Annotated in this window: 17 protein-coding genes; 4 read left to right on the forward strand and 13 right to left on the reverse strand. The window is 57.0% G+C overall.

Translation table 11 applies throughout. The features are described 5' to 3' along the window. Positions 1–5: 5 nt before the first annotated feature. The 4 genes from G1C95_RS04315 to G1C95_RS04330 form a co-directional block, all read right to left on the reverse strand. On the reverse strand, positions 6–890 hold the full coding sequence (locus G1C95_RS04315) for a hypothetical protein (protein WP_169171719.1): 885 nt from the start codon (positions 888–890) through the stop codon (positions 6–8). A gap of 141 nt (positions 891–1,031) precedes the next feature. Beyond that, a complete protein-coding gene (locus G1C95_RS04320) occupies positions 1,032–2,123 on the reverse strand; it encodes a hypothetical protein (RefSeq protein WP_169171720.1) in 1,092 nt (363 codons plus the stop codon). 31 nt (positions 2,124–2,154) lie between these two features. Next, positions 2,155–2,793: a response regulator transcription factor gene (locus G1C95_RS04325; protein ID WP_169171721.1), complete on the reverse strand. Its 639-nt coding sequence runs from the start codon at positions 2,791–2,793 to the stop codon at positions 2,155–2,157. A gap of 309 nt (positions 2,794–3,102) precedes the next feature. Next, the gene (locus G1C95_RS04330) at positions 3,103–5,781 is read right to left on the reverse strand and encodes a 3-keto-alpha-glucoside-1,2-lyase-like domain-containing protein (protein WP_169171722.1); all 2,679 of its coding nucleotides are present in this window, start codon (positions 5,779–5,781) and stop codon (positions 3,103–3,105) included. A gap of 223 nt (positions 5,782–6,004) precedes the next feature. Between G1C95_RS04330 and G1C95_RS04335 the strand changes: the two genes are divergently transcribed. Then, a complete protein-coding gene (locus G1C95_RS04335; RefSeq protein WP_169171723.1) occupies positions 6,005–6,994 on the forward strand; it encodes a LacI family DNA-binding transcriptional regulator in 990 nt (329 codons plus the stop codon). 101 nt (positions 6,995–7,095) lie between these two features. On the opposite strand, the gene G1C95_RS04340 is transcribed toward G1C95_RS04335, so the two are convergent. The 6 genes from G1C95_RS04340 to G1C95_RS04365 all read right to left on the reverse strand — a co-directional run bounded on the left by G1C95_RS04340 (position 7,096) and on the right by G1C95_RS04365 (position 16,426). Then, on the reverse strand, positions 7,096–9,954 hold the full coding sequence (locus G1C95_RS04340; RefSeq protein WP_169171724.1) for a family 78 glycoside hydrolase catalytic domain: 2,859 nt from the start codon (positions 9,952–9,954) through the stop codon (positions 7,096–7,098). Positions 9,955–10,029: 75 nt separating this feature from the next. Then, positions 10,030–10,929, reverse strand: coding sequence for a hypothetical protein (locus G1C95_RS04345; RefSeq protein ID WP_169171725.1), 900 nt, complete (start codon positions 10,927–10,929; stop codon positions 10,030–10,032). A 158-nt stretch (positions 10,930–11,087) separates the two neighbouring features. Further along, the gene (locus tag G1C95_RS04350) at positions 11,088–12,014 is read right to left on the reverse strand and encodes a carbohydrate ABC transporter permease (RefSeq protein WP_169171726.1); all 927 of its coding nucleotides are present in this window, start codon (positions 12,012–12,014) and stop codon (positions 11,088–11,090) included. Between the two features lies 1 nt (position 12,015). Continuing rightward, positions 12,016–12,939: a carbohydrate ABC transporter permease gene (locus tag G1C95_RS04355; protein ID WP_169171727.1), complete on the reverse strand. Its 924-nt coding sequence runs from the start codon at positions 12,937–12,939 to the stop codon at positions 12,016–12,018. A 126-nt stretch (positions 12,940–13,065) separates the two neighbouring features. Beyond that, positions 13,066–14,412, reverse strand: coding sequence for an ABC transporter substrate-binding protein (locus G1C95_RS04360; RefSeq protein WP_169171728.1), 1,347 nt, complete (start codon positions 14,410–14,412; stop codon positions 13,066–13,068). A 454-nt stretch (positions 14,413–14,866) separates the two neighbouring features. Then, on the reverse strand, positions 14,867–16,426 hold the full coding sequence (locus tag G1C95_RS04365) for a glycoside hydrolase family 30 protein (protein ID WP_169171729.1): 1,560 nt from the start codon (positions 16,424–16,426) through the stop codon (positions 14,867–14,869). 243 nt (positions 16,427–16,669) lie between these two features. Between G1C95_RS04365 and G1C95_RS04370 the strand changes: the two genes are divergently transcribed. After that, complete coding sequence (locus G1C95_RS04370) at positions 16,670–17,839, forward strand: substrate-binding domain-containing protein (protein WP_169171730.1); 1,170 nt, start codon at positions 16,670–16,672, stop codon at positions 17,837–17,839. Positions 17,840–18,215: 376 nt separating this feature from the next. On the opposite strand, the gene alr is transcribed toward G1C95_RS04370, so the two are convergent. Then, positions 18,216–19,574 carry an alanine racemase gene (gene alr, locus G1C95_RS04375; protein ID WP_169171731.1) on the reverse strand — a complete coding sequence of 453 codons (1,359 nt, stop codon included), beginning with the start codon at positions 19,572–19,574 and terminating at the stop codon, positions 18,216–18,218. 270 nt (positions 19,575–19,844) lie between these two features. On the opposite strand from alr, the gene G1C95_RS04380 reads away from it, so the two are divergent. Beyond that, the gene (locus G1C95_RS04380) at positions 19,845–21,281 is read left to right on the forward strand and encodes an APC family permease (RefSeq protein ID WP_169171732.1); all 1,437 of its coding nucleotides are present in this window, start codon (positions 19,845–19,847) and stop codon (positions 21,279–21,281) included. A gap of 168 nt (positions 21,282–21,449) precedes the next feature. Then, positions 21,450–23,234, forward strand: a complete 1,785-nt coding sequence (locus G1C95_RS04385) for an SCO7613 C-terminal domain-containing membrane protein (RefSeq protein ID WP_169171529.1) — start codon at positions 21,450–21,452, stop codon at positions 23,232–23,234. A gap of 125 nt (positions 23,235–23,359) precedes the next feature. On the opposite strand, the gene G1C95_RS04390 is transcribed toward G1C95_RS04385, so the two are convergent. Then, complete coding sequence (locus G1C95_RS04390; protein WP_169171733.1) at positions 23,360–24,772, reverse strand: PIF1 family DEAD/DEAH box helicase; 1,413 nt, start codon at positions 24,770–24,772, stop codon at positions 23,360–23,362. 85 nt (positions 24,773–24,857) lie between these two features. Further along, the gene (gene orn, locus G1C95_RS04395) at positions 24,858–25,508 is read right to left on the reverse strand and encodes an oligoribonuclease (protein ID WP_169171734.1); all 651 of its coding nucleotides are present in this window, start codon (positions 25,506–25,508) and stop codon (positions 24,858–24,860) included. Positions 25,509–25,668 lie beyond the last annotated feature (160 nt).

Genomic DNA, 25,668 nt, shown 5'->3' on the forward strand with positions numbered 1-25,668 from the left:
TCATTTCACTGGATTCTCTTCGTGGCCAGATTCGGAGCTGTATCAAGCACCTCATCGCCTTCAGCAAGACCGTCAACGATGACGATACGGGCACCGTCACTGGCTCCCAACGTGACCTCGACTTGTTCCTGCTTGTTGTGGGAGATGCGCGTCACGGTTCCCTTGCCGGAGCGTCCAGCTACAGCGGACACCGGCAATAGCAATGACGACGATACGGCCGTGCCGCTGATCACCAGGATTCCACTCTCGCCCTCGCGTACATTGTCGTCTTTAGGAACCAAGCAGGTCATGCGCGTAGACGAAGAGTTGTCGCCGGAATTCTCCTGAGTACCATTCGATTGTTGCGAAGTGCCCGATACCGCTTGCACTGGCAGTACGGCGGCACAGTCGCTTGGGCTCTGTCCGTCTGTGATTTGGAATTTACCATGAATGGAATCAGTGGATTGGGTCATCCTCAGCAATCGGCTTGCATCCAATTCCATGGCGAAACCGTTATAGTTCACAGTGATTAATGGATAATTCAGCGGTACTTGAGTTCCCGAACTTGCTATTGACGCAACCGTTCCCTCAGCAGGAGCAAGAATCTGAGTATCGGCTACCGATCCCAATACTTGCTGCGACTGTATCGTATCTCCGACATTTACGGTGGACTGGAATACGCCTTGCACGGGTGCTGTAACAGCAAAAAGAGCATGAGAGCTAACAACCGCATCGCTGGAAATGGTGGGAACAAGTGTTCCACTCTCTACTTTGACGGTGGAAAGCGGAACACTTGTCTGCTCGGCATGGCCATTATCGCCGTCATTGCCGTTCGCCCCGCACCCAGCTCCGGATGCGAGCAGCACAGCAACAGCGACAATCCCCAACCAACGCTTAGTCTTCATGGACATCTTCGCACCTTTCAATGTGATCAATGTCGAAGACTACGATAATCCGTTTAATGCATTCCGATTAAGCACATACTATAGTATGTTTTCAGTAGTTAATAAGTATGACAGTCGGTGAAACAACGTTGTTTGAGAATCGACTGACTATTGGCATTCTTGCTTATTTGGTATATATGCTCGCAAAGTCCAAGTATGGTAGTCGGTATTGGATATCAGGTATCCACCAAGATCTTCAATTATTCTTCGCTGCATGCGTAAGCCGTTTTTATGACTTCTTTTGTTGTTTTCATCAGATAATTCATTAATTTGTACTATCGTTGTTCCACTATTGTCGTTCTTTAATGTAAAGATATATCCTGAATCATTGTTGCAATACTTCGAAATATTGTTAAAGATTTCTCTTATGAGATTAGAGATGGCGTTAAGGATATGCTCATCATGTATACTCTCAGGAGAGAAATGTGAATAGTTGACATCCCCCACAATACCAATGTTAACAAGCGCTTGATATTCGCGATTGATGAGATCCATAAGCGACATATTCTCTTCTGGAACAATCTCATTGTTATCAAGTATTTTTATTAAATAATGAGTATGTCGAAAAGCTTCATCGGCTTTTTCTAGCACATTTTTCCACAACCTACCGTCTTGTATGCTAGAAACACTAATAATATATGACAAATCATTAGCAACAACGTCATGCATCTGATTCATTATATATAAATCTTTTTTATATGTACTCAGTTCTCTATTTAGCTCAATTTCTTTTACTCTAAAAACTTCTTTTTCAGCAAGATTTATAGAATTCATTCTACATAAACATCCAACAAGATAAGCAACAATTAAAGAAGATGCTAATGATACAGCAACTGATTCACTCGAGGAATACAGTATAATACAACTAACAAAAATAAGACCTATTGGAGCAGAAAAAAGAGTTTTGACAGTATATGAGAATATAGCCACTGACACAAGAATAAGACCGAAAGCAAAATTCGAACCTTCAACATTAAAAATGCCAAAAATAACATAGCTTAGCAATGTTGATACACTACCAAATATTGGAACAACAAGTGTCAATACCGCACAAAGACAATATACAATAATGAGAATGCCGGTGATATATGATACATTCGAATTTACATAAAAGAACATAATAAAATCAAGTATTAATGCAATCAATACCGCAATCACTATATACGGATGCTTAATTCGTCCCTTCATAGCAGCAAGCATTGTTTCTCCCCCCGCTTTAAGCTATACCATATTAATAAATCTGTGATTGTAAATACATGGCCACCAATTGCGTTCTGTTGCGCGCCCCCGTCTTCTCCATGGCTCTTTGCAGATGTGTGTTAACCGTAGGAACCGCTTTCCCCATCTGTTGCGCTATCTCACCAGAAGTGAAGCCCTGACTGCATAAATCTACGATCTTTCGCTCCGTTGCTGATAATGATTTCGTGCCTTTCAAAGGTTTTGACACCATAGCGAACGCTTGTGTTACCGGCAAGAAATGTATTGCTCCAATCGGTTCGCCAACACCTCCACTGCCGACTGTTTTGATCACTTCCAGCATATGCTTAGGAAATCGCTTACTGACCATAGCCTGCGCTCCAGCCTTTGCAGCATAATCAGCATATCGCTCCAATGGGAAGGCTGTCATTGCAACAATGCCAATTGTTCTGTTATGCTGCCGAATTCGAGTAATTAAATCTGTTCCAGACATCTCACCAAGCGACATATCCACCAACATGACATCCGGATTGTCGGCATCTATATGACGAAGGGCTTCTTCGCCTGTTCTTGATGTCCATATGATATCCAGCTCAGGCATCTGTGAATTCATGAACATCACCAATCCATCGGTAGTCCAATTATCATTATCCACTATTGCCAACGTCTTCATGTGCACCCCCACATACAATTCCATTATTACTGTATTCAACAGTCACGATACGTATCTGTGGGTTGCTGTAGTACATTTCTACTACACAGAAGTGGACCGCGCGAAGCTTTGATTCCTTGAAGTGTGTCTTCCTCTATCAATATGGAAATACCCTCGTTGGCATAGCACTACGATGAAGAGCCGTTAACAATCAAGTCTGTTCGCGTATAAGTCCCATGCCAAAGTGGCCGGTGTGCATCGCGTATATAGCGCGATGCACACCGGCCACTTTGGCATGGCGAAATTGTAGCGATCCTCTAATAACGGCAACTAAGCCAGGACGCCGATGGCGTCTACGGACCATTCGTGCTGGCTGGCCAGTCTCAGGGTGACGGTGTGGTCGCCGGCGGCAAGGTTTTCGACGCGCAATTGGGTGCGCAGGGAGCCCTGATTGGCCTGCAACGGCTTGCTGGCTTCAACAAGACGACCGTCAACCAACACATCGACAAGAACACCGCCATCCGACGGGCCGAATACATCGAGTCCGGTACCCGTGAAACGGCATGTCAGGCTGGAGCCGATCTCATGGGTGCGCGAAATGGAGCGCATGTAGGTGAACATGCCTTGGCCGTTGAGATGCTCCCAAGTGCCACCATATTCGACCACGTCAGGCACCGCAGCGCCAGACTGTCCGTCGCTCCACGAGGTCATGTGCATGTCATCGATGAGGTTGGTGAGGTAGGGGCTGAATCCTGCCACTCGTTCGATGCGCAGGTTGTCGAAGCGCACGTGGTCAAAGCTGGAGCCGAGCTGCACACGGCCGGCGCTTTGCGGCGCTTCATCAGTCCACGAAGTGATGGCAATGCCATTGACGAGGAAGGTTACCATGTCGCCGGCGACTTCAAGCGTCACCGTATTCCACTGCCCCACACCCGGCTTGAAGGTCAGTTCAGGCTTGCCGGCGCGACGTGCGGCATATACCAGATCCTGCATATGGCCGCGGCGCACTTCGGCGTCGTAACGGCGCAGCAAATACAGACCGTCGCTGAACAGTTTGATGCTGTAGCCAGCCAAGTCGCTGGTGAGCTTGTGACCGCCCAGTTCGCGAGCGCCAACCAGTACATACGGCGCACAGCCGTCATAGTGTTCGAACAGCACATCCACAGACACACGGTAGTTGGCCCAGCGGCTGTCGCCGATGGCGGTGCGCGGGTCGCCTTCAATCCACGTGTGGCCGGCATGAGCGTGATCGATCTGCTGACGCAGCACAGTGCCGCGTTCGGGGTCGCTCACGCGTTCAAAGGCACCATTGGAGTCGGTGGTGTAGCGGGGAATCGGACCGTTGCCTGCGCAGAAGTCGTCGGCGTGGAGCACTCCGGCAGCAGGATCCTCATCCAACACCGCGCGCGAGGCTTCGCCCGTGCGAGCGATGGCGTATGGTTCCACATCCGCTTCGGCCAACGTGGTGGCGGTGATAATGGACCACGGAGCCACGTCAAGCGTATACACGGCAGACTGCGCTTCAACCGCACTGATATGGCGACGATAGTTGGCGTCGTAAGGCTGGCCGGGTTCGGCGGCGCGGGTCTGCCAGATATGCAGTGGCTTGCCCGCCGCGCCGAGCGCAGGGTCAAGCGTGAGCGTATACGTTTTGTTCAGGGAGGAATCATTGACGATCACGATGGAGCAGTCGGCACCATCGGGCGAGGCGAGCGTCAGGTAGCTTGGTTCGCCGTGGCGTGCGCCGTTCACCGGATTGTTGCCGCCGACCTTGCAGCCGGAGGCTTGCGGAATGGCACGCCAGATGGCGCGGGTGCCGTCATCCCAGCCCAAGCGCGCGAATTTGGCGAAATGTTCAAGGATGGCGCAGCCGGCGTCGTAATACATCCAACCGCTCCATGGATCGCGCATGGACACCAGTTCTTTGGAGGCATATTCCATATGTTCGTGGCATGCGCCGAGGGCCGGCTGATAGATGGCCAGCGTGCGGCGCGACTCCACGAAGCCCTTGATCAGGGTGTTGGCCATTTCCAGCGGCGAGCCGGGGCCGCCAATGCCCGTGCCATCGGGCACGTCGTCCAATCCCGCGGGGTTGGTGTTGTTGGGGCGATCGGCGGAGTTGGAGAATACGGCCTGGGCTTCGGAGTTCCACACTTCCTTGTCGAATTCATCGGCAAGACGCTTGAAATTGCCGTTCGCATCATCCACAACGGAATAGTGGTAGGCGGCCACATCCATGGCGTCCAGGTATGCGGGGGTGGCGATGACTTCGTCGCCGAAGGTGCCGGTCACCTCTTCATCCGAGGTGATGACGGCGATGCGGTGGAAGCGTTCGCGCTCTTCGTCCGACGACCATCCGGCGTCGGCCGCACTCGCCAATCGAGCGCCTTCAGCGGCAATCTCCTGCGCATCAGCGGCAGAGACGGCAGCAGCATCGCTCACTTCGAAGCCGGTTTCATCGGTGCGCACGCGGTGGGCGAAGTCGGCGATCCAATCAAGGTCGGCGGTGCGTTCGTTGACATCAGGATTCACCGAGTCAACCATCACGCCGCAGCGACGCCAGGCTGCCAGAATCGTGTTCTTGTACCAGCGGTAGATGTCGTCGTTGTCACGCACCCATGTTGGCGCGCACCAGCGCAGGATGCTCACGTGCAGGTTCGGATTAACCGTGGCCGCATCGGCAGCCAGCTGGAAGCCGGGTTCGCGTTCGACCATCGGGTATTCGTCGCGCGAACGCATGGTGCAGGCGTTGGGACCGGTGGAATTGTTGCGGTCGTTGCCCATTTCGATTTTGACGACGTTCATGATCGGATGCGAACCACCGAACAGCGTACGGATCATCGCCCAATACACATCGGGCTGTTCACGTCGGTAGTCGAGCAGCATGGCCGAGGTGGCGTTGCCGGACAGCACGCCGAACCCCTTGTAAGTCAGGCCATTGCGGTTGTGCGCGGCGTTGGCCACATCCTCGGCGGTGAGGTTGATGGGGACGATAGGATTATCAGGCACAGATGCTCCCTTCAACATAAGGCGGCACCTCAAGCACCACCCATGTTTGAACACTTTTAATCAGTATTAATCATACACGATTATGCGCGATCACATAACCCGTGGTAGCGTTGCATATGCATGATGCGATGGGCAGTGCATACTGCACAACGAAGCAGCAGCAAAGCACGTGCCCGTCACAGGCATAACAGAAGTACAAACGGACAGCGAGGTCAGCAATACCATGGCGATAGGAGCACCGCGCAAAAAAGTGACGATCAGGGACGTCGCGGATGCGGCCGGCGTCTCCACAGCCACGGTTTCACGAGCCTTCGCTCGTCCGGGCCGAGTCGGCGCCGAAACCGCTGAACGCATACGTCAAATCGCCGACGAACTTGGCTATCGCGCGGACACCGTGGATGCCGCCCAGTCCTCCTCCCCCGATGAGCTCAACGGCATGCTCGCCATCACCGTGGCGGATATCTCCAACCCGGTGTTTTCCGATGTGGTCAAAGCCGCCCAGCATCGATGCCTGACCAAGGGCTTCGGCCTAGCTGTAGTCGATGCTGAAGAGACGGGTGCCATCGAACGCGGTGCTATGCAGCTTATGCATCGTCATGTTGACGGATTCATTCTTGCCTCATCTCGAGCCTCGGATGCCGCGATTCGTAAAATCGCTGAAATCAAGCCGGTAGTGACGCTGAATCGCCCCACCAGAGGTATTCCCGCAATCATCGCCGACCCCACCCGTGGGCTGGTCGCCGCTGTTGAGCAGCTGCTGGCACTGGGCCACAAGCAGATCACGTATTTGGCCGGACCGGCTTCATCCTGGCAGGATGGCATGCGCTGGCGTGTGCTCAATGCCCTATCTGTTCAGCATGGTTTCCTGTTGCGCCGATTGCCATGCGCCTCGCCCACCATGGCGGGTGGAATCGGCGCATTCCGCCTATTCAAGGCGCGCCCCACCAGTGCGGTTATTGCCTATAACGATTTGATGGCTGTGGGTTTTCTCAGCGCGCTCATGGAGCACGGCTTCGCCGTGCCCGGTGAAGTGTCAGTGGTCGGCATCGATAATCTGCCCACTGACACTATTGCCAAACCCACGCTGAGTTCGGTGAATTTGCCGCGCCGCGAGTTAGGCGAACAGGCGGTCGACGAACTGATTGGCCGGCTGCGCCACGTCACACGCAAGCCTGGCTTGGAGCCGGTGATGTTGCCGTCCACATTCGTGTAGCGCGACAGTATCGGACCGGCTCCAACGCAGAGCTATAACTGAACCATAATCGAACCATAGCCGACTAAAACTATGGCCGAACCATAACCAAAAACATAACTTCACTGGATCCGGAACACGTGATGCCCAGACGTCACATGCTCCAGTACCACCGCTCCGGCTGGGCACAAGGTGCCGGCCAAACGCATGGATGCGCTCAGGGTTTGCACCGATTCTGTGCGGCCATCGACATCCACCGATAGCTTCTCCCCCGCTTGAGCTGAAGATACCGGCGGCAATACCACAGTGGCTTCAGTACGAGGTGGCACGGTCAGCGATAGCTCGACTTCATTGCCTTCCTGAGGCACACGGCACGACACTTCAATCAAACCTGCGCGCGTAGGCAACACGGTACGGGCCGATGTCAGCTCACCCAGCTGTGGAATCACCGCGAACCTGCGGAAGCCGGCTTCGATCATGCGGACGCCCAGCACACCTTCAGGCAGCAGATATACCGGCGACGCAGCCCATGGATGCGAGTACGTGGTGTTCGGCTTCAGACTCAAGTCCCAAGCCTCCATGGTGCCGCCGCCACCGCTGGCCAGCATATTAGCCCACGATCGCATGCCTTCTTTCGCAGCTAACAGCTTAACCGCGTCCGTGCCAAGACCGGCGCGGAATAGACCATCCAGATACACGGCTGCAACATACACGCTGCAGGCCATGCCGCGCGAACGCAGGTAGTCGCCGACCCTCGCGGCTCGTTCGGCCGGAACCTCGGCGAAGGCGAACACAAAAGCATTGGCATGCAGCGAAGCATGTGCAATCGGCCCGCTGCCCGCCTGCACACCCTCGTCATATGCCTGGTCAGGATTAGATCCCACAGGATCCAGTCCATCAATGTATACGCCGCGCTCCTCATCCCACAGCATATGGTGAATCGCTTCGCGCATACGTGCTGCGATATGCTCATAACGCGAGGCATCATCGTCGAATCCAAGCTCACCAGCGGCATCCGCATGCCGTGCGCGCTCCTGATCGGCCAAAGCCTTGGCTAAATCGGCCATGGCCGCATAGGCTGCACTGGCCAACGCATTGATCACGGTGTTGACACGCCCGAACACGAAACCGTCGCGCTCGCTCATCGGCCAATCCACCAAATCGCCGTCCATACGGCTGGAATGGCCCGGATCCTTAACGATCAGCCCGGTAGTTTCGTCCAGATATGCCGAGGGCAACAGCGATGCCAATGCCGCGTATTCATGCCGCGCCTGTTCCAAGGAACCGGTGCGCAGCCACGCATCGTGGACTGCAAGAATCAGATACAGCGGCCATTCGGTCGGCCAGGTGCGATTGGCAATCAGTCGGTTCACGGTGAGCGTGCCTAACGCCGGCGCATCTTCCAACGCCAGATGCGCGCGCTGCTGAATCCACGCGTCTGCCTCATAGGCGGCACGTTCACGCGTCCAGGAATCAACGTACATATTGCCGTTGAATGCTTCGATGGTATGCCGGCTCAACTCCCATACGCGATTAACCATGTCATCAGAGGTGTCGCTGCCGCCCGATAGGGACGACAACGGCTCAATCAGTGCGGTTGCCACCAGTCCGTCACCGCCGGCACCCACAGCACCACCCTGTTCGACGAGCCGCTCAGCCAAATCGGCAATTGGCCTCGAAGGAATGATCTCCACATATCGGAACACGCGGATGCCCCAGGTTTCCAACCGTCGTCCAGCCGCTTCCGGCACGATATGCCATACATCCTCGTAGGTGTTGAAACAGCTCAGGTGGTAACGCACCGAACCGTCGTCTTCCAGCACTTCGCCATAACGAATCGTCAGATCAACCGGTTCGTCCACATTCAGCGACAGGGCGATGCCACCCATCCACGCTTTGCCAAAGTCGATAACAATACCATCGCCGGTCGGGTTGGTTGTCACGTTTTCCGGACGCTCGTCGCGCACCTCGAGCTTGTCCGCAGCGGTGGCTTCAAGCAGGGCAAATGGCTGCTTCACCGCCACAGGAGCCCACTGCGCATCGAAGACATCAGAGTCGTTAACACCAGCAGCAACAGCGGTATCGAACCCTGCACAAGCGAAGTCGAAGGGGAAAGTCGCGCTGTCAAGATTCTCAGCCGGCGCATCAAAGTATTGGGTGCCAATGGACGCACTGGGCGGATACACACGAGAACCGTCGAAGCCCAACCAGTCCGGCCCGGTACCCCAGTGAAGCATTTCACCATTTTCAAAGCAAATATCCAACTGCGCGGCAAAGCGCCGGTCTTCCATGGCATAGGCGATAGCACCTATGACATTCTGCGTGCCAGGCTGTAGCAATTGGGTTACGTCGAAACCGTCGTATCGGGTTTCGCTTCCTGTGGGGAACACTGGCCCGCAGCCAACAAAACTGCCGTTCAGCCACATGCGGTAGACGAACTGCCTCGCCGGCGTGGTAGAAGCACCAGTGGCATTAAGCGTAGCCCAGGCAATGGGCTGGTCAGGAATATCAATCGCTCCACGCAGGAATGCCCATCCGGCGGCATTGCCTAGCTCGCTTTGCGTATCATCGCGTTGTTCACCGATACCGTTCGATCGATCCGCAATCCAGATAGGCTGGGCTTGCCAGTTGGTACCGGCACCAGTGCCGAAGGTGACGGGCTGCGCCCAGCCACCGGCCTCCCCACAGCCGTCCCAGATGCGCACGTTCACCCAGTAACGTCGTGCCGGCGACATATCCACGTCCAGCGCAACGCCGTCAAGACCGTCGCCTTTCACGCGCCCGGAATCCCACACATCGCCCACACCAATGGCAGCAAGATCGGCCTGCAAGGAGACGACCACACGATAGGCGCTCACGCCTCCATGGCAATGTGGATGTCGCGGCTGGTCGCCCATATGCCAGCGCAGCACCGGAGTAATTCCCGGCTCGAGATCAACCGGCTCATGCCGGTCGTTAATCAGCATGTCAATAACACACATACTTCCCTCCCTTGAATGGAATGAATACTTTGCGCGCGATTGCAGTCCCCACAGCAATCGCCACGCAACGATTGGTTAGGATTGGTAATCCCTGGTGCCCGAGAAGAACGAGCCACCAGAAGTCTTGTTTACAACGGAATACATATCAATAATGCGCTTGTCGCCACTTTCCTTCGCCATCGCGACGAACATGAGGTTGGCCTGCCAGTTGGCCGAAGACCACACCAGATAGGCAACGATGCCTGTGGTGAGAACCAGCACCAGCAGTCCGTATTTGGTGGTCATGCCCCAACCGTAACCCACAAGCGCCACCATGGAAATGATAATGGCGGGAATTCGGCGCACGGCAAGCATAAAACCGTTCCTGATTCGCGAGAAGAATTTTGCCTTCGGATATTCCACCGTTAGCACCAACGCCACCAGCATCGCCTGAACGAACAGGGCGCAGCAGACGATCAGAATCGGGACAACGAAGGCTCCCCACGAAGTCTGCATCATAATGAACACGTCGTAGATAAAGCAGAACACCAGCAGCAGAAACACGAAACTGATGGTGATCGAGCGCACGAACAGCTTGGCATATGCCTTGAAGTAGGGGCCGATGAACGCTACGGTGCGATCGAACGGCACATAGGGTTCGGCGATCCAGTCGGGCGGGAAATCCTTGGCTCCGGATTGTTCACGCCACACGCGGGCGCGGGTTTCGGCATTGATGGAGAACAGCATGGGCTGATCGCGGAACATCGCGAATAGGGCGGTCAGCCCAGGCATGCTCAACCATGCGGCCAAGAGGTAGGTGGGCCAGTAGGTCAGATCCCGTACCGCAAAGACCACAAGCAGCAATGGCAGCATACCGATGAACAGGCAGAGGCTGGATTCCAACAGCACGAGAATGGTGTTGACCACCTTGTTATAGGTGCCGTTGAAGTTCTCGTTTTTGCCTTGGCTTACGTTGTCGCCGTTCTGGTTGGCCATCGTCATCCTCGCTTGTTCGTGTATTGCTTGCCAGTAGTAATTATGGCTGGCGTCCGAACAGGTGTTCAAACGCCAGCCATGAATAGTCGGTGAGCAAAGGCCTTGGATTTCGCCGATGAACTTTGCTCAGATCGGGTGCGGCTCAGCCGCCTGATGCGTCAGCCCTTCATGCCGGAGGTTGCGATTCCTTCGACGAACTGCTTCTGGCCGATGAGGAAGACGATCAGGATCGGCAGCACCGACATAACCGAACCGGTCATGACCATGGCATAGTTCGCGGAGTTCTGCGAGATGAAGGTCTTCAAACCCAGCTGAATGGTCTGCAGGCTCGGAGAACGCAGGTACATCAACGGGCCCATGTAGTCGTTCCACGTATTCGTGAAAGTGATGATGCCCAGGGCGGCGATCGACGGGCCGGACAGCGGCAGCACGATGCGACGGTAGATGCCCCATTCGCTCAGACCGTCCAGACGCGCGGCCTCGGAGAGCTCTTCAGGAATCGTGTCGTAGAACTGCTTCATCATGAACACACCGAAGGCACCGAAAGCCTGCAGCAGGATGATGGACCAGCGGGTGTCGGTCAGATGGATGGAGGAGAGGATCTTGTACTGCGGGATCATGTAGGCCTGCCACGGCACGGCCATGGTGGCGATGTAGATCAGGAACAGCACGTTGCGGCCGGGGAACTTGATCTTGGAGAAGCCATAGGCGGCGAAGGATCCGGTGAACACCTGCAGGAAGGTCACGCAGAATGCGAAGAACACGGTGTTGCCAAGCCACGTCAGCATGTTGGAGTCGGTCCAAATGTTGATGTAGTTCTCCCAGTGCCACACGCTCGGTAGCCACTTGAACGGGACCATGAAGACCTCGTTGTTGGGCTTGACGGCGGCCAGGAACATCCACACGAACGGCAGCACCATGAAGATGGTCAGGCACAGCATACCAAGGTAGCCGATGACAGTACCGACGATCTTCAGAGGGGAGGTCTTCTGCTTGTTCCAAGGAATGTCGGATGTGGAGGGCCGGTTTGCGGGATTGGCACCCTTACCAGCCAGTGCAGTGAAATCCACGGTTGCGGCGGTCATCTCACTTCTCCTTCCTGTTGTTGTACCAGAACTGAATAAGCGTTACGACCATGCACAATGCGAACAGTGTCAGCGACACGGTCGAGGCGTAGCCGAAGTCGGAACGTTCGAAGGCCACACGGTAGACGTACTGCGCAAGCACCAAGGTTGCGGTGCCGGGACCACCGTTGGTCATAACCAAGGTCAGGTCGAGGATCTTGAACGAGCCGATGGTCAGGGTGACCAGCACGAAGAACAGAGTCGGACGCATGCACGGCACAGTGATCTTCCAGAACTGCTTCCAGCCGTTCGCGCCATCAATGGAGGAGGCTTCGTACAGTTCGGTGGGGATGGTCTGCAGGCCTGCGAGCAGCAGGATCATGTAGTAGCCGACCTCACGCCAGGTGGCCACGATGATCACGGCTGGCATGGCCCACGTGGTGGAGCCGAGCCAGGCGGGCGGATTGTCGGTGAACAGGCCGAGGAACTGGTTGATCACACCGGACTTGGCGTCGAACAGCATGTTCCACACCTGGGCGGCGGCAACGATTGAGGTGACGTAGGGGAAGAACGCGACGGTGCGGAAGAAACTGCGGAACTTAAGCTTGGAGTTGAGCAGGACGGCCAGCGCGAAAGCAATAGCCAGTGTCAGCGGGATGTGGACCACGGAGTACACGATGGTGTTCACGAACGCTGCACGGAACACATCATCTTTGAACAGGCGCCTCCAGTTGAGCAGACCCGTCCACTTCGGATCGCCGAAGGCGCTCCACTTGGTGTTGGCGATGTAGAACAGTACCAGCACCGGAACAAGAATCAGGAAGATAAAGCCGATGAAATTCGGGGCGATGAAGCCGAGGCCGTGGATGGTGTTGCGGCGGGTGATGGCCTTGGCGGTCAGCTTGCCGCCTTTAGGAGCCTTTGTCTTGGGCGAGCTCACAGACATGTTTTCCTCTCCTTTCGAATGGTTGATCGCATGACAAAGGGGATGGAATCGGAATCGCGTATCCGATCCCATCCCCTTTCGCATTCGTTATCAATGGTCAGTCAGCGACAGGGCTGGCTGGGATTACTACTCGATGATGGCGCCCTGGTCGATGGCGTTCTGCTTGGCGGCAGCCAGTGCGTCATCGATGGAGGAAGTCTTGGTCATGATCGAGGAGTGAGCATCCTTGAGCAGGGAGATGATGGTGTCGGAGCCTTCGCCAACCGGGTTCTCCGGCTTGGTGTCGTGCTCCTGCCAAGCCTGCTTGGTCAGATCATCGGAAGCCATGCCGTCCACGCCGAAGTAGGCGTCCACAACAGCGTCGGAGAAGTAGGCAGGGGTGGTGGCGATGGCAGCCAGAGCCTTAGCGCCGCCTTCACCGGAGGCCCACTTGACGAATTCCTTGGCAGCGGCCAGCTTCTGGCCATCGATCTGGGAGGAAACAGCCAGGCCGGTCGGATCACCGAAGGTGACAGGCTTGTCGGAGGAGGACTCGTCCGGGTTCTGCGGAATCGGTGCCATGCCCCAAGTGAAGTCTTCAGCATCGCCGGAAGCCTGCTGGCTCACGAGCGTGGCGGCGAACCAAGTACCCATCGGCAGCATGGCGGCCTTCTGGGTGCCGAACTGGGCCTGATACTGCACCTTGGTGGAGTTGGAGGTGTTCCAGTCGATGGTCAGGCCTTCGTCCTGCCACTTCAGAGCGCGCTCATAGTAGGGCTTGAGGTAGGAGAAGTCGCCCTTGAAGAAGGTGTTGTCGACATCGTAGCCGGTCTGGGCGAGGGCGAAGCCCTGCACCACGGACTGCCAGTTGTGCTGGTAGGTCGGGTAGACGGAGTTGGCGTCGTAGCCGGCAGCGGGCAGCTTTTCCTTGAGTTCTTCGGCGGCCTTGGTGTAGTCGTCCCAGGTCCAGGTGCCGTCGGGGGCGGCGACGCCGGCCTTGTCGAACATATCCTTGTTGTAGAAGAGCACCCAGGAATCCTGGCGGTACGGCATGGCGTAGTACTTGCCATCAAGCTCGTAGTTGGAGACATCGATATTGTCGTCGTCAGCGTATTCGGCGGCGATGTCGCTCAGATCAGCCAGACCCTCAGACTCGGCATAGGTCTTGTACTTCTGCAGGTTCTTGATCGGGAACACGTCAGGCTGGGAGCCACCGGAGATATCACCGGTCAGCTGGGTGTCGTAATCATCGGCGGAGTATTCCTTCAGTTCCACCGTGATGTTCTTGTGTTCCTTGTTGAAGGCGTCCGCAAGGGTCTTGAACTCCGGGGTGGAATCCAGGGACCAGCCAGCGAAGGTGATGGTGGTCTTGGCGTTCTCGTCCAGGGCCTCGGTCTTGCCAGCGCTGTCGCTGCCGCATGCAGCGAGTCCGGCCGACATCACCACTGCGGCGAACGCTGCGGTAGCAGCCTTAAGGGTGTGGTTGAACTTCATAGTCAATCCTTCCTTTGTTCTCTATGGCATCCATGCCTGTGGAAATCAATCTCATGTGCCCCATTGACCACATCTGTTTTGATCTCCGTGCTTTCTATAATAACTGACCGGTGGTGAGCAGTAGTGATTGTTACCTTATTTTACCTTCACTTTTTTTGATCATTATCGATCGAACTGCTCTGTCATAGTGATCATGCCAGTGATTATGCCCATCTCTGCGGAAAAACATATCTTCCCGGCAACATATCCCCGAAAAGACCTCCCAGAAAACACAGTGTGGGCGGATAGACCGAAGCCTATCCGCCCACACTGCCGGGAAGATAAAGGAGAAGCAAAGTTTCAGATCAGGTGCCGCCGAGTCACGCAGCCGCAGCAAACACCTTCGCATACGACCGCGCGACTCACGCACGCACCTTGTGAGGCTGGCTCCACGAGCACAGTCAGCGGCAAGTTATCACTCGTCAACGCCCCAGACGCGGGTCTTGCCGGGGGCCACGTCACCCAGCAGATGCTTGGGTGCCGGGTTGAGTTCGAACTTGTCGTCGGCCGGGACCGGGGACTCGTTGATCGGGCCGTGGCCCTTGTGCACGGTGACGGTGCCCCAGGCGGGCACGGTGACCTTCTGCCAGGCGGCGCCCTGGCCGTTGATGGTCACGGCGGCCTCGATGGGCTCGCCGGTCGGGTTGTAGATGTGGGCGGCCACGTCGCCGTCGGGGGCGAGGAAGGCCACGGAGCCGAGCCCGCCGGACCAGCCGTCGGGCGTGTGGTTGGAGGAGCGCACGACCACGCTGCCGGGCTTGACGTCCTGGCCGAAGGCGCGCAGCATGAAGTATTCGAGGTTGCGGATTACCTCGCCGGTTTCGTGCTGGATGGTCACCACGCCGCGTCGGCCGGTCGCGCCGACCTGGTTGGGCAGGCCGCGCTCGTCGAGCGCGAGGTTCCACAGGGTAATGAAGCTTTCGCCGTTGCGCACGAGCCAGTTGCCGATGATGCCGGACATGATGTGCGCGGCGTCCTCGGGGGTCTCGTCGATCATGCAGCGGCGCTCGGTCATGCCGAACATCCAGTGCGGGTAGGAGCGGGACGCGTTGAAGAAGTTGGAGTACGGCCCCTCGTAGGTGTGCACGGTCAGGCCGTCGATGGCGGCGGCCTGGTCGGGGGTGACAAGCTCGCGCACCGGCCAGCACAGGTTGTGGGTGGAGTCGTCGTTGATGAAGATTCGCATCTCGGGGAACTTCTCGTTCATGGCCGGGCGCAGGAAGTCGGCGGCGAACGCGGCCTGCTCCTTGAGGGTCCACATCATGGCGGGCCACTTGGGCGCGTTGGAGGGCTCGTTCTGCACGGTCACGCCCCAGATCGGGATGCCGAGCTTGCCCATCTCCTCGACGTACCTGACGAAGTAGCGGGCGTAGCAGCCCTCGATGGAGTCGTGCATCGGGTCGAAGCCGTTGCCGGTCCACTCGCCGAAGCGCAGGCGGCCGCCCTGGCACAGGTGGCCGGTGTTCTTCATCCAGGCCGGGGCGCTCCACGGGGAGGCAATGATCTTGACGGCCGGGTTGATCTTCAAAATCTCGAGCACTACCGGGATAATGTGCTTGAAATCCTTGGTGGCGTCCGGCGCGCCGGGCTCGCCCTCACCCAGGGAGAACTTGGTCAGCAGGTTGTCGTGCTCGCCGAAGGGCACGTCGTCGTAGGTGTAGTAGGGCTGGGCCGCGGGCTCGCAGGATCCCAGCGGAATGCGGATCACCGAGAAGCCGCCCTTGGCGGGGTTGAAGCAGTCATCCAGGAAGGCGTGGCGCTGTTCGGCGTCCATGCTGTTCCAGATCAGCGAGGCGGCCGCGTCGGTGATGGCCGCGCCCGCGCCGATCCACGGCTGCCTGCGGTCCGCGGTATCGATCACGATCGGCGTGGCATCGCCGGGCTCGCTCACCGTTTCGGGCGCAGCGATGGGCTCGCGCCTCTGGCTGAGATCACCGGAAGTGACGGTCCAGAATTCATTCGCAAACTGAGACATAGACGTTCCTTGTGTGTTGTGTGTGGCGTCGTTGACAATATTTACTATAGCACACTCTAATCGAGTTTAATCACTTTTAATCATTTTTGTTCATAATTTCGTGAAAAATATGGCATACCGAATGTTCAGTCATCATCACTACGAAAGAGGCTGTACGATAGAATCAAACAAAAATGATCACCAAGCGCATAGTCGTGCTTGGCAGTAATCACAACCACTCACTTTCGGAAGATAGATGTGCTGATGACCGAGAACACCGCCAACGGCGAACACCGCGACTACCTGCCCGCAGAGCGGCAGGATATGATTCTGAGCCTGCTGACGCGGCAGAGCGTGGCGACCGTCGCCGAACTCGCCGACCTGCTGCACACCACCGATATCACCGTGCGCCGCGATTTAACCGTACTGGCCAAGGCCGGCCTGCTCAAGCGTGTGCGCGGTGGTGCTATGTCTGTAGCCAGTTCTGATACGGATTCCCCTGACGCCACTGCCAGCCGTGGGCAGGACTCCACCGAAACCTCGATTGCAGGCGGACTGATATCGTCTTCTCGCCCCCGCCTCCACCCGGAACTGGGTGCTGATCAGCCGGCCATCGGCATTATGCTGCCCGAACCAAGCTTCTTCTGGCCGAGGGTGATTGATTGCATGCGCGAAAGCGCAGCCAAGCAAGGCATGCGTATCGTGACGCGAGAATCCTCCTATGACGAGGGAACTCGGGAAGATGAAATTCTCGACGAACTCGCCGCCGACCCCACCGTATGCGGTATCATCGCCGCCCCGAACGCACACCACAAAACCGGCGAACGCACTTGGGATTGGATTATGAATTCATCCATTCCCGTAGTAGCCATGGAACGCTCACAGCCGATTTTGGCCGGTCATACCGTGGATTCGGTGCGCACCAACCATCACTATGGCGTGCGTAAGGCAGCCGTGCATTTCCTGGAGCACGGTCATACACGCATTGGTGCGGCATTCAGCGAAACCCCCACCGCAGCTCAAATCCAGGAAGGCTGGAATCTGGTGCTTGATGGCACGGATCGCATCGACTGCCCGTTCCAGTTCAACGGCATTCCGCCCTACAGCACCAGCGGAGTAAACGAAGTGGTGGATAGGATCATCGAATCGGGCGCCACGGCCATGCTGATCCACTCCGATTATCTGGCCATCGCCGTCGCCCAGCAGTTGGAACGTCGTGGCAAGCATGTGCCGGACGATGTGTCGATTATTTCCATCGACGGCTTCGCCACTCCCAGCTCACGACCGCTGACCGTGCTGCGCTCCCCCGCCAAAGAACTGGCGGATTCGGCCATCTGCGCGATATTGAATCGCATCCAATTCCCCGAATTCGCCACACGACAGGTGTTCGTCGACCCCGTGCTGGTAGATCGAGGCTCCGTGGCCCAAATCTAAGCACGGTACCAACCACTTTATCAGCGCAACATATGTGTGCTGAGTGCACAGTACCGGCCGCTTTATCGGCACAACCACGGAATTACTGGCATATTTGTGGGGTAGTGATATTCCCGTTCCGTCACTACCCCACAAATATGCCGATATCTGCTGAGCAGTGACAATAACTGTCCATCATTACCCAACAAATATGTCCATATTCCTGAGGTAGTGACAGTCAGAACAATCACAACCTCAGGAATATGCCAGTATCTGCCCAGTAGTGATAACAAACTGTCTATCGCTACCCACCAAATACGTCCATATTTCCAGGGTAGTGATAATCAGCACAATCACAACCCCGAAAATATGTCGATATCTGTCTAGTTCTGACACACTACAGCAGCGATGCAGGATCCAAAAGCTCCAGATCATGGGCGTCCAGCACTTCAGCGGCATGCTCATACAGGCGCGGAATGCGATTGCGCAGACAGGTGAAGATTTCATAGCTGATGGTATCGGCAGCACGCGCCCAATCGTCAGCAGTAGGCTCTAGGAACTGTTCTCCGCGCCCCGGTCCGAACAATTCGACCGTGTCGCCTTCGGCCACACCGAGTTCGGCGGCCGAACCATGCAGATCCAAAATGAACTGATCCATGCACACACGCCCGGAAACATGGTACAGACGCGGGCCTTCGACAGTCATCACACGCACCGGGCCGCCGGGCTTGTTCACATGCTTGGCACCCTGCATATCAAACCCCGAAGCGGAACGATGAATGCCATCCGCATAACCCAACGGCACGATGGCCGTGGACGTATTGTCCGGAGTCAGATAGGTGCGGCCATAGGAGATGCCGTGGCCGGCCTCCACATCCTTCACCGTTCCCAATTGGGCTTGCAGACGCATGGCAGGCTTGAGACGGTAATCGCCCGGTTCGCCCATCGCCGGATCCGGTTCATAGCCGTACAGGCCGATGCCGGGGCGGCACAGTTCGAAGCGGATCTTCGGGCGGCTCAACGTTGCCGCCGTATTGGCCAGATGCCGGATCTGCGGCGCAATGCCGGCATGTTCCATACGTTGGGTGAATTCCTTGAAAGTCTCTACCTGACGGTCGGTGGAGGTCACGAATTCAGGCACGTCAGGCGAATCGGCGACGGCCAGATGGCTCCACTGGCCGATGATCTGGATCACGCCTTCCTTGGCAAGCGGCACCAGCTTGGCCAGCGCCGCATCGAACCCGGCCGGCGTAAATCCGTTGCGCCCGAAACCGGAATCAACCTTGACATGCACGCGCGCAGGCTTGCCTACCTTGCGCGCGGCGGCAGCCACGGCATCGATGCCCGGAAGGGAGCCCACCGATACATCAATATCCGCTTCAATCAATTCATCGAACGGCACTTCGGTGCCGTTGTACACCCACGTCAAAATATGGCAACGATCCGGGCCAATACCAAGCTGGCGCAGCAGCAGCGCCTCATGCGCCTGGGCGGTACCCAGCCACGTGGCCCCGCCGGCGAGCGCGGCGAGCGCCGAGGGCAGCAAACCATGGCCGTAAGCGTCGGCTTTTACCACGCCCATCACTGCGGTGCCGCTGGCTGGGCCGCCCACCATGGCAACCAGATGTGCCATGTTGTCACGCATGGCCTTCAAATCCACGATGGCCTGCGCGGGGTATCGGCGAAGTGCCGCGGCATAGTTGGCTTTGCCTTGCTCGGATGAAAACGCGATTTCAGCTGCTGCATTCCTTGTCATGGTTTCCTATTGTTACGCGTGGATATGTCATTGCCAAATACGGCGTTCCCGTGCCCGCCGAAAATCGTCTCGTTGTATCGTTGCTTCGCGCCGCTCGGCAGTGAGCTTCCAGCCCCAATCGGCGAGAAGTCGGCTTGGCACCGTACACTGTTGGTTTTATGCGGCTTCACAGTGTGCGCCGCATTCTGATGCCCGGCGTTAAGGCGTGTCGGGATCCCGGAAATCCGTCCGGTTCAGCCCTGTTACATAAGAGTTGCTAAGAGAAGACCCATGGATTTATTCCGTAAGAAAACCGTGGACCAATTGGTATCCGAGTCCACTCCCCTGAAGCGTACGATGCATACCTTCGATTTGACGATGCTTGGTATCGGCGCGATTATTGGCACCGGTATCTTCGTGCTCACCGGCAAGGGTGCGCTGACTGCCGGCCCGGCCTTGTCCGTCTCGTTCCTGTTGGCTGCGATCTGCTGTGGATTCGCTGGCCTGTGCTATGCGGAATTCGCTTCGATGGCACCGGTGTCCGGTTCTGCTTATTCGTATGCCTATTTGGCATTCGGCGAACTTATTGCCTTTATTATCGGCTGGGATTTGATTTTGGAATATGCGCTGCAGGCGGCCACTGTGTCTGCCGGATGGTCAGGCTATTTCAACAAGCTGCTTGAAGGTTTCGGCTTGCATCTGCCGGTCGAGTTGACGGCTGCGTACGGCACCACGCCCGGAGTGACGACTTACTTTAATCTGCCTGGCTTTGTGATTGTGCTGCTGATTACTTGGGTGTTGTCCATTGGTATTAATCAGACCAAGAAAACCAACGATGTTATGGTGTTGATCAAGCTGGTGATCATCGTGCTGTTCATCGTGTGCACCGTGTGGTTCGTCAATCCTGCGAACTGGAAGCCGTTCTCCCCCTATGGCATTTATACGTTCCAGCCTGGCTCCACTCAGCCGTATGGCATTGTGCCGGCTGCCTCGATTGTGTTCTTCAGCTTCATCGGCTTCGACGCCGTCTCCTCTTCTGCTGAGGAAACGGTGAATCCGAACAAGACGCTGCCGCGCGGCATTCTGCTGTCGTTGGCGATTTCCACGGTGCTGTACATTGTGATGACGCTGATTATGACCGGCGTGGTGCCCTATGAGCAGTTCGCCAACTTCATCGACGCTCCGGTGGCCGGCGTGATTCTGGCCACGGGTTTGAACTGGCTGGCCGTGATCGTCAATCTTGGTGCGCTCGTCGGCATGACCACGGTGATGCTGGTGCAGCTGTATGGTCAAAGCCGCATCTGCTACGCGATGAGCCGCGATGGCCTGTTCCCGAAGTTCTTCGGCGAGGTGCATGACAAGTACCGCACCCCGTTCAAGGGCACGTGGTTCTTCGGCCTGCTGACGGCCTTCGCCGGCGGTTTCATCAATATCAATATCCTGTTCGAGCTGGTGAATATCGGTACGCTGACCGCATTCATCATTGTTTCCGCAGGCATTCTGTGGATGCGCCACACCCAGCCGGACGCCCACCGCGGTTTCAAGGCCCCCGGCGTGCCGGTGACGCCGATCATCTCGATCGCGTTCTGCCTGGTGCTGATCGCCGGCCTCAACTGGGAGACCTGGGTGCGTTTCGCCGTCTGGTTCACGCTTGGTTTGGCGGTGTACTTCGTGTATAGCCGCAAACGCTCCAAGCTTGCTTCGAAGGATGGCGAGCCTCTATCATAAAGGCATCGAACCCGTAGTATTGGGGAGGCAATGATGGCTCATTCGAATCAACCACAGCATGAGGCGAATGAGAGTCATCTGCCTCCCCAATCGTATTCCGAGGCACCGCAGCCTCCCCATGTTCCGCATACACCATACTTCCCTTATCCGCCGCAAGGGCAGGAGTCGATGCAAGAACAGCGGCCACAGCAGCAATCGCAGCCACAGCAGCCCGTCCCTCGACAACCTCAACCGCAATATCAGCAGCCACAGTTCCAACCACAACCGTCCCAGCCATACCCCGGGCAACCGCAACCACAGCAGGCTCATCATTCCAGTATTCAGGTGTTGTTGCTGTCGCTTGGCGTAGGGCTGGTGGCCATCGCCGTACTCATATTCACGTCACTGGCCTATGCACTGATGGGCGACACCGGCCGAGCACTGTGCATCGCCATCATCGCGTTGGCGACGCTGGCTGCCGGTTGGGCGCTGACCATACGCCTGCGTGTCACGGCCGAAGGCCTGACATGGGCGGCGCTAATCGCGCTGACCATTGATGCGTATGGTACCGGCGACCATCATGTGTTAAGCGCCATAATCGATTCCCACATTCTTATCGGCCTGTCGTTGGCGTTCATCGCGTTGACGGCACTGGGATTTCGCGCGCTTCCTCTGCCTGGCGGCGCCCAACCGTTGCGCGCATATTCGTTATTCGCCGTATTCGCGCTGCCGCTTGCCGCACACGCGTTAAGTGCCGCGCTGCCCATCGGCGAAGCCTCCTCATTCAGTCTGGCACGTCTGGTCATCACCGGACTGACAGCCTCACTGATGACCATGTTGCTGCCCATTGACGCACGGTCGCGCAACGCCGACTTCGAATGGCTGGGAGTTTCCGTATTCGCCTGCGTTATATTCGCCGTAGCCACCATCCGCCTGTCGTCAACCACTGCCGTCTTGCATACCAGCACATCCCTGTGGGTTATTGGAGTAATAGTCACAGGCATCATTGCCGGCTGGGTGATGTTGCTCGTCGCCTACCGCACTCGACGGCGCACGCCATCGGACTGCCCCTTATCGGCAGGCTGGCGCATCACCCCGATGATTGGACTGATCGTCACCATCGCCGTTGCATCCACCCCGATACAGCAGGCGCTGGCAATACCCCTGCCCTATGCAATCGCCCGAGCCTGTGCCGAAACTCTGACGATTGTCATGCTTGGCACCATACTCATCGCCGCCATCTGCGCGAGCGGCGGCATGTGGTCCGCACAGGAGCGCAATACCGGTGCCCTGACCTCGGCAATCATATTGACCATTCTGGCGATTGGAGAATTCGAATCGCATTATGGGCCCGTGCGCGTGGTGTCACTGATTGCCTATGCCACCCTGCTGATCGCCGTGATTCTGCCATGGATACGCGATGCCACATCCAAACCGCGCAATCCTCTGGCCATCACCCGTTGGATGGTGACATGGCCCGCAGTCGTCGCAGGGCTTGCGTTGTTCGTCCTTGCCCTGCATAGTCATGTGGCGAGGACTCCCGCCGATCTGATCACCGGCGTTTCCGGCGTCGCCGTGCTGGCCGTGGGAGCCCGATGGATGGCGGTACGCCCGATGTTGCGCAGCCGGAACGCGCTCAGCCCAGGATTGGCGCTGCTCATGGTGCCGTCGCTTATCGCGGGTTGGACGGCACCACCATCGCCGCCACGCATGATTGCGCTGTTCGTCATTGCCGTCATTGCAGTGATGGTCGGTGCAATACTGGGATTGCAAGCACCGCTGGCATTCGGTGCCGTGGTGTTGACGGCCCATGTGCTCACGGTGCTCTGGCCGTGGCTCGGGCGACTATCGGAATATTGGTGGGCCTGGGTGTTGCTGGCCGCCGGCGTCATGCTGATTATCATGGCGGCACGCTATGAGGCTAGTCTCAAATCCATGCGCAATCTTGCTGTTCGCTTCAGCCAGCTGCGCTGAGACTGGCGCAAGAACATGCCCGTCGGGTGCGAGCACACCTGTCGCTTAGATCTGTGCTGTATGCCGCGCAATAGCATAAAATCCAAGACGTCTGTGCATGGTCGGATTGTGCTCAGATATATGGCTCAGAACAGTTCGGCCTGTTCGAATTCGTCGTCGGCGTTGGCTTGTTGCAACAGCTGCGGGCGGAAAGCATCCGCTCCTTCGTCGGCCAACAGTCCGGCCGCGGCGGCGGAATCGGCACGCAGCAGACCGTCAAGTTGCACGGCGTCGGGCGAGACCAGGAACATGCGTTCGTTAACGCCTTCCAGATAGAGGCCGCCCAGGGATTCGACGCGGGACAACGCCACATAGCCCATGCCGGGCGCAAAGGTGCGGCGCAAATCCATCACCGCGTTTTCGAGGGTCATGCCCTGCGATTTGTGAATGGTGATGCCCCACGCGCATCGCAACGGCACTTGTTTGACGGAGGCGAGCACTGTGTCGCCGTCCATCATTTCCCATGAGGCGCGTTTCATGGTGACGATATTGCCGTTTTCGAATTCCACAATCGGCCAGCCACCCTTGCGCTCGTCGGCGAATCCACGCACGGTGCCAAGCGAACCGTTGACGAATTGACGGTCGGGATCGTTGCGCAATGCCATCACCGCCGCGCCTGCTTTCAGCACCAGGTGTTCGGGGGCCAGCATATTCTTCTTAAGCCGTTCCACCAGATTGGCCTGACCGGCGGATTCGGCATGGAATTCGTGCGGTTCCAACATAATCTGCTGCAACCGCGCATCATTCAACCCATCGGCCTGACGATTCATGGGGAACAGGTGCACGGCCACTTGATCGGCGTCGGGAACCTGCCCTAAGCGTGTGACCAATGCGTCCCGATCGGTTTGGGTGACGCTGCTTGAGCGAATGTCAGTGAGCACGGTGAGTAGTTCGCCGGTATCCTGACGATGCTGTTCGCTCAGATAGCAAATCACGGGATTAAGATCATTCCACACCAAGGATTCGGTGACGAATCCCTCAGGGTTGAGGCCGGCATGCGCATAGCGTTCCCGACTGGCGAGAAATTCCGGGCTGGGAGCGATCAGATCGCGGTTGCGGCCGGAAACGGCGACGGGCGGCAGCTGAAAGAAATCGCCGGACAGCACCACCTGAATGCCGCCGAAAGGTCTCGGATCGCGGCGCACTTCGCGGCATACCTGATCGACCATGTCGAACAGCCAGGCGTGCATCATCGAGATTTCGTCGATGACTAGTATGTCGGTGGCTGCGATTTTGCGCTTGCGCCGGGATTTGATGGTGGTCATCAGGCTGGGCGTCAGCGCTGTGGCCACGCCCACGCCGGACCAACTATGGATGGTTTGACCGTTGATATGTGTGGCTGCGATGCCGGTGGAGGCGGTGACCGCCACATTGGCACCGGCGGCGCGGGCGTGGGCGATGAATGCGTTCAGCGTATATGTTTTGCCGGCGCCGGGCGCGCCCGTAAGGAATACGTTCGCGCCGGCGTTCGCAATCGCCAATGCCTCGCTTTGTTTCACGCCTCTCCTCCCCAGCGCCTCGCGGCACAGCGATTCGTTATGTCTTCCTGGTTGCCTGATGCTATGGCCGCTACTGCCGCTATCGTCACTTGTTGAGCAGGCTGGTGGCCATCACATCAGCGGCGATGGCCTTGGCATGCTCGGCGTCCGGGCCAGGAACAGCAGCCATGAAGGCCTCGCGGTAGTAGCGCAGTTCGTCAAGGCTTTCGATAATGTCGGCCAGGGCGCGGTGTCCGCCGTTCTTCGGCGGGCGGTTCTCATACACGGCCGGGTACCAGCGGCGGGCAAGCTCCTTGAAGGTGCTCACATCGATGGTGCGGTAGTGCAGGTTGGCCATGAGCTTCGGCATGTAGTGGTCGAGGAACTTCTTGTCGGAGCCGATGGTGTTGCCGGCCAGCAGTGGCTTGACACCGGCTGGGGTGAAACGCTTGACGTATTCGGTCACCTTGGTTTGCGCCTCTTCCAAGCTCAGGCCGTTCTTCCATTCGTTGATCAGGCCGGAGCGGGTGTGCATATTGCGCACGAAATCGTTCATATGATCCACGGCGGCCTGGCTTGGCTTGATCACATAGTCCACGCCTTCGTCCAACACATTCAGATTGAAATCGGTGGGCACCACGGACACTTCGACCAGTTCGTCGCCGCCGAAGATATCGAGGCCTGTCATCTCGCAGTCGATCCAAATCAGGCGAGAGCCTTCCGAGGTGTATGTTTCGCTGTCATGCGCGTCAACCATGTTCCGCTTCTTTCATCGCTGTTGTCGTAAACACTCTAAAATATCGCCTCCTCAAGACGGGGAGGGTGCGGCGGTATGATGCAATCATCACAATAAAAAAACACTGTAGCGATGTCTGCAACCAGACAATGCAAACGCTTGCATTCGCAAGATTCGTAAG

The organism is Bifidobacterium oedipodis (assembly GCF_012932425.1).
GTDB classification, from domain to species: domain Bacteria; phylum Actinomycetota; class Actinomycetes; order Actinomycetales; family Bifidobacteriaceae; genus Bifidobacterium; species Bifidobacterium oedipodis.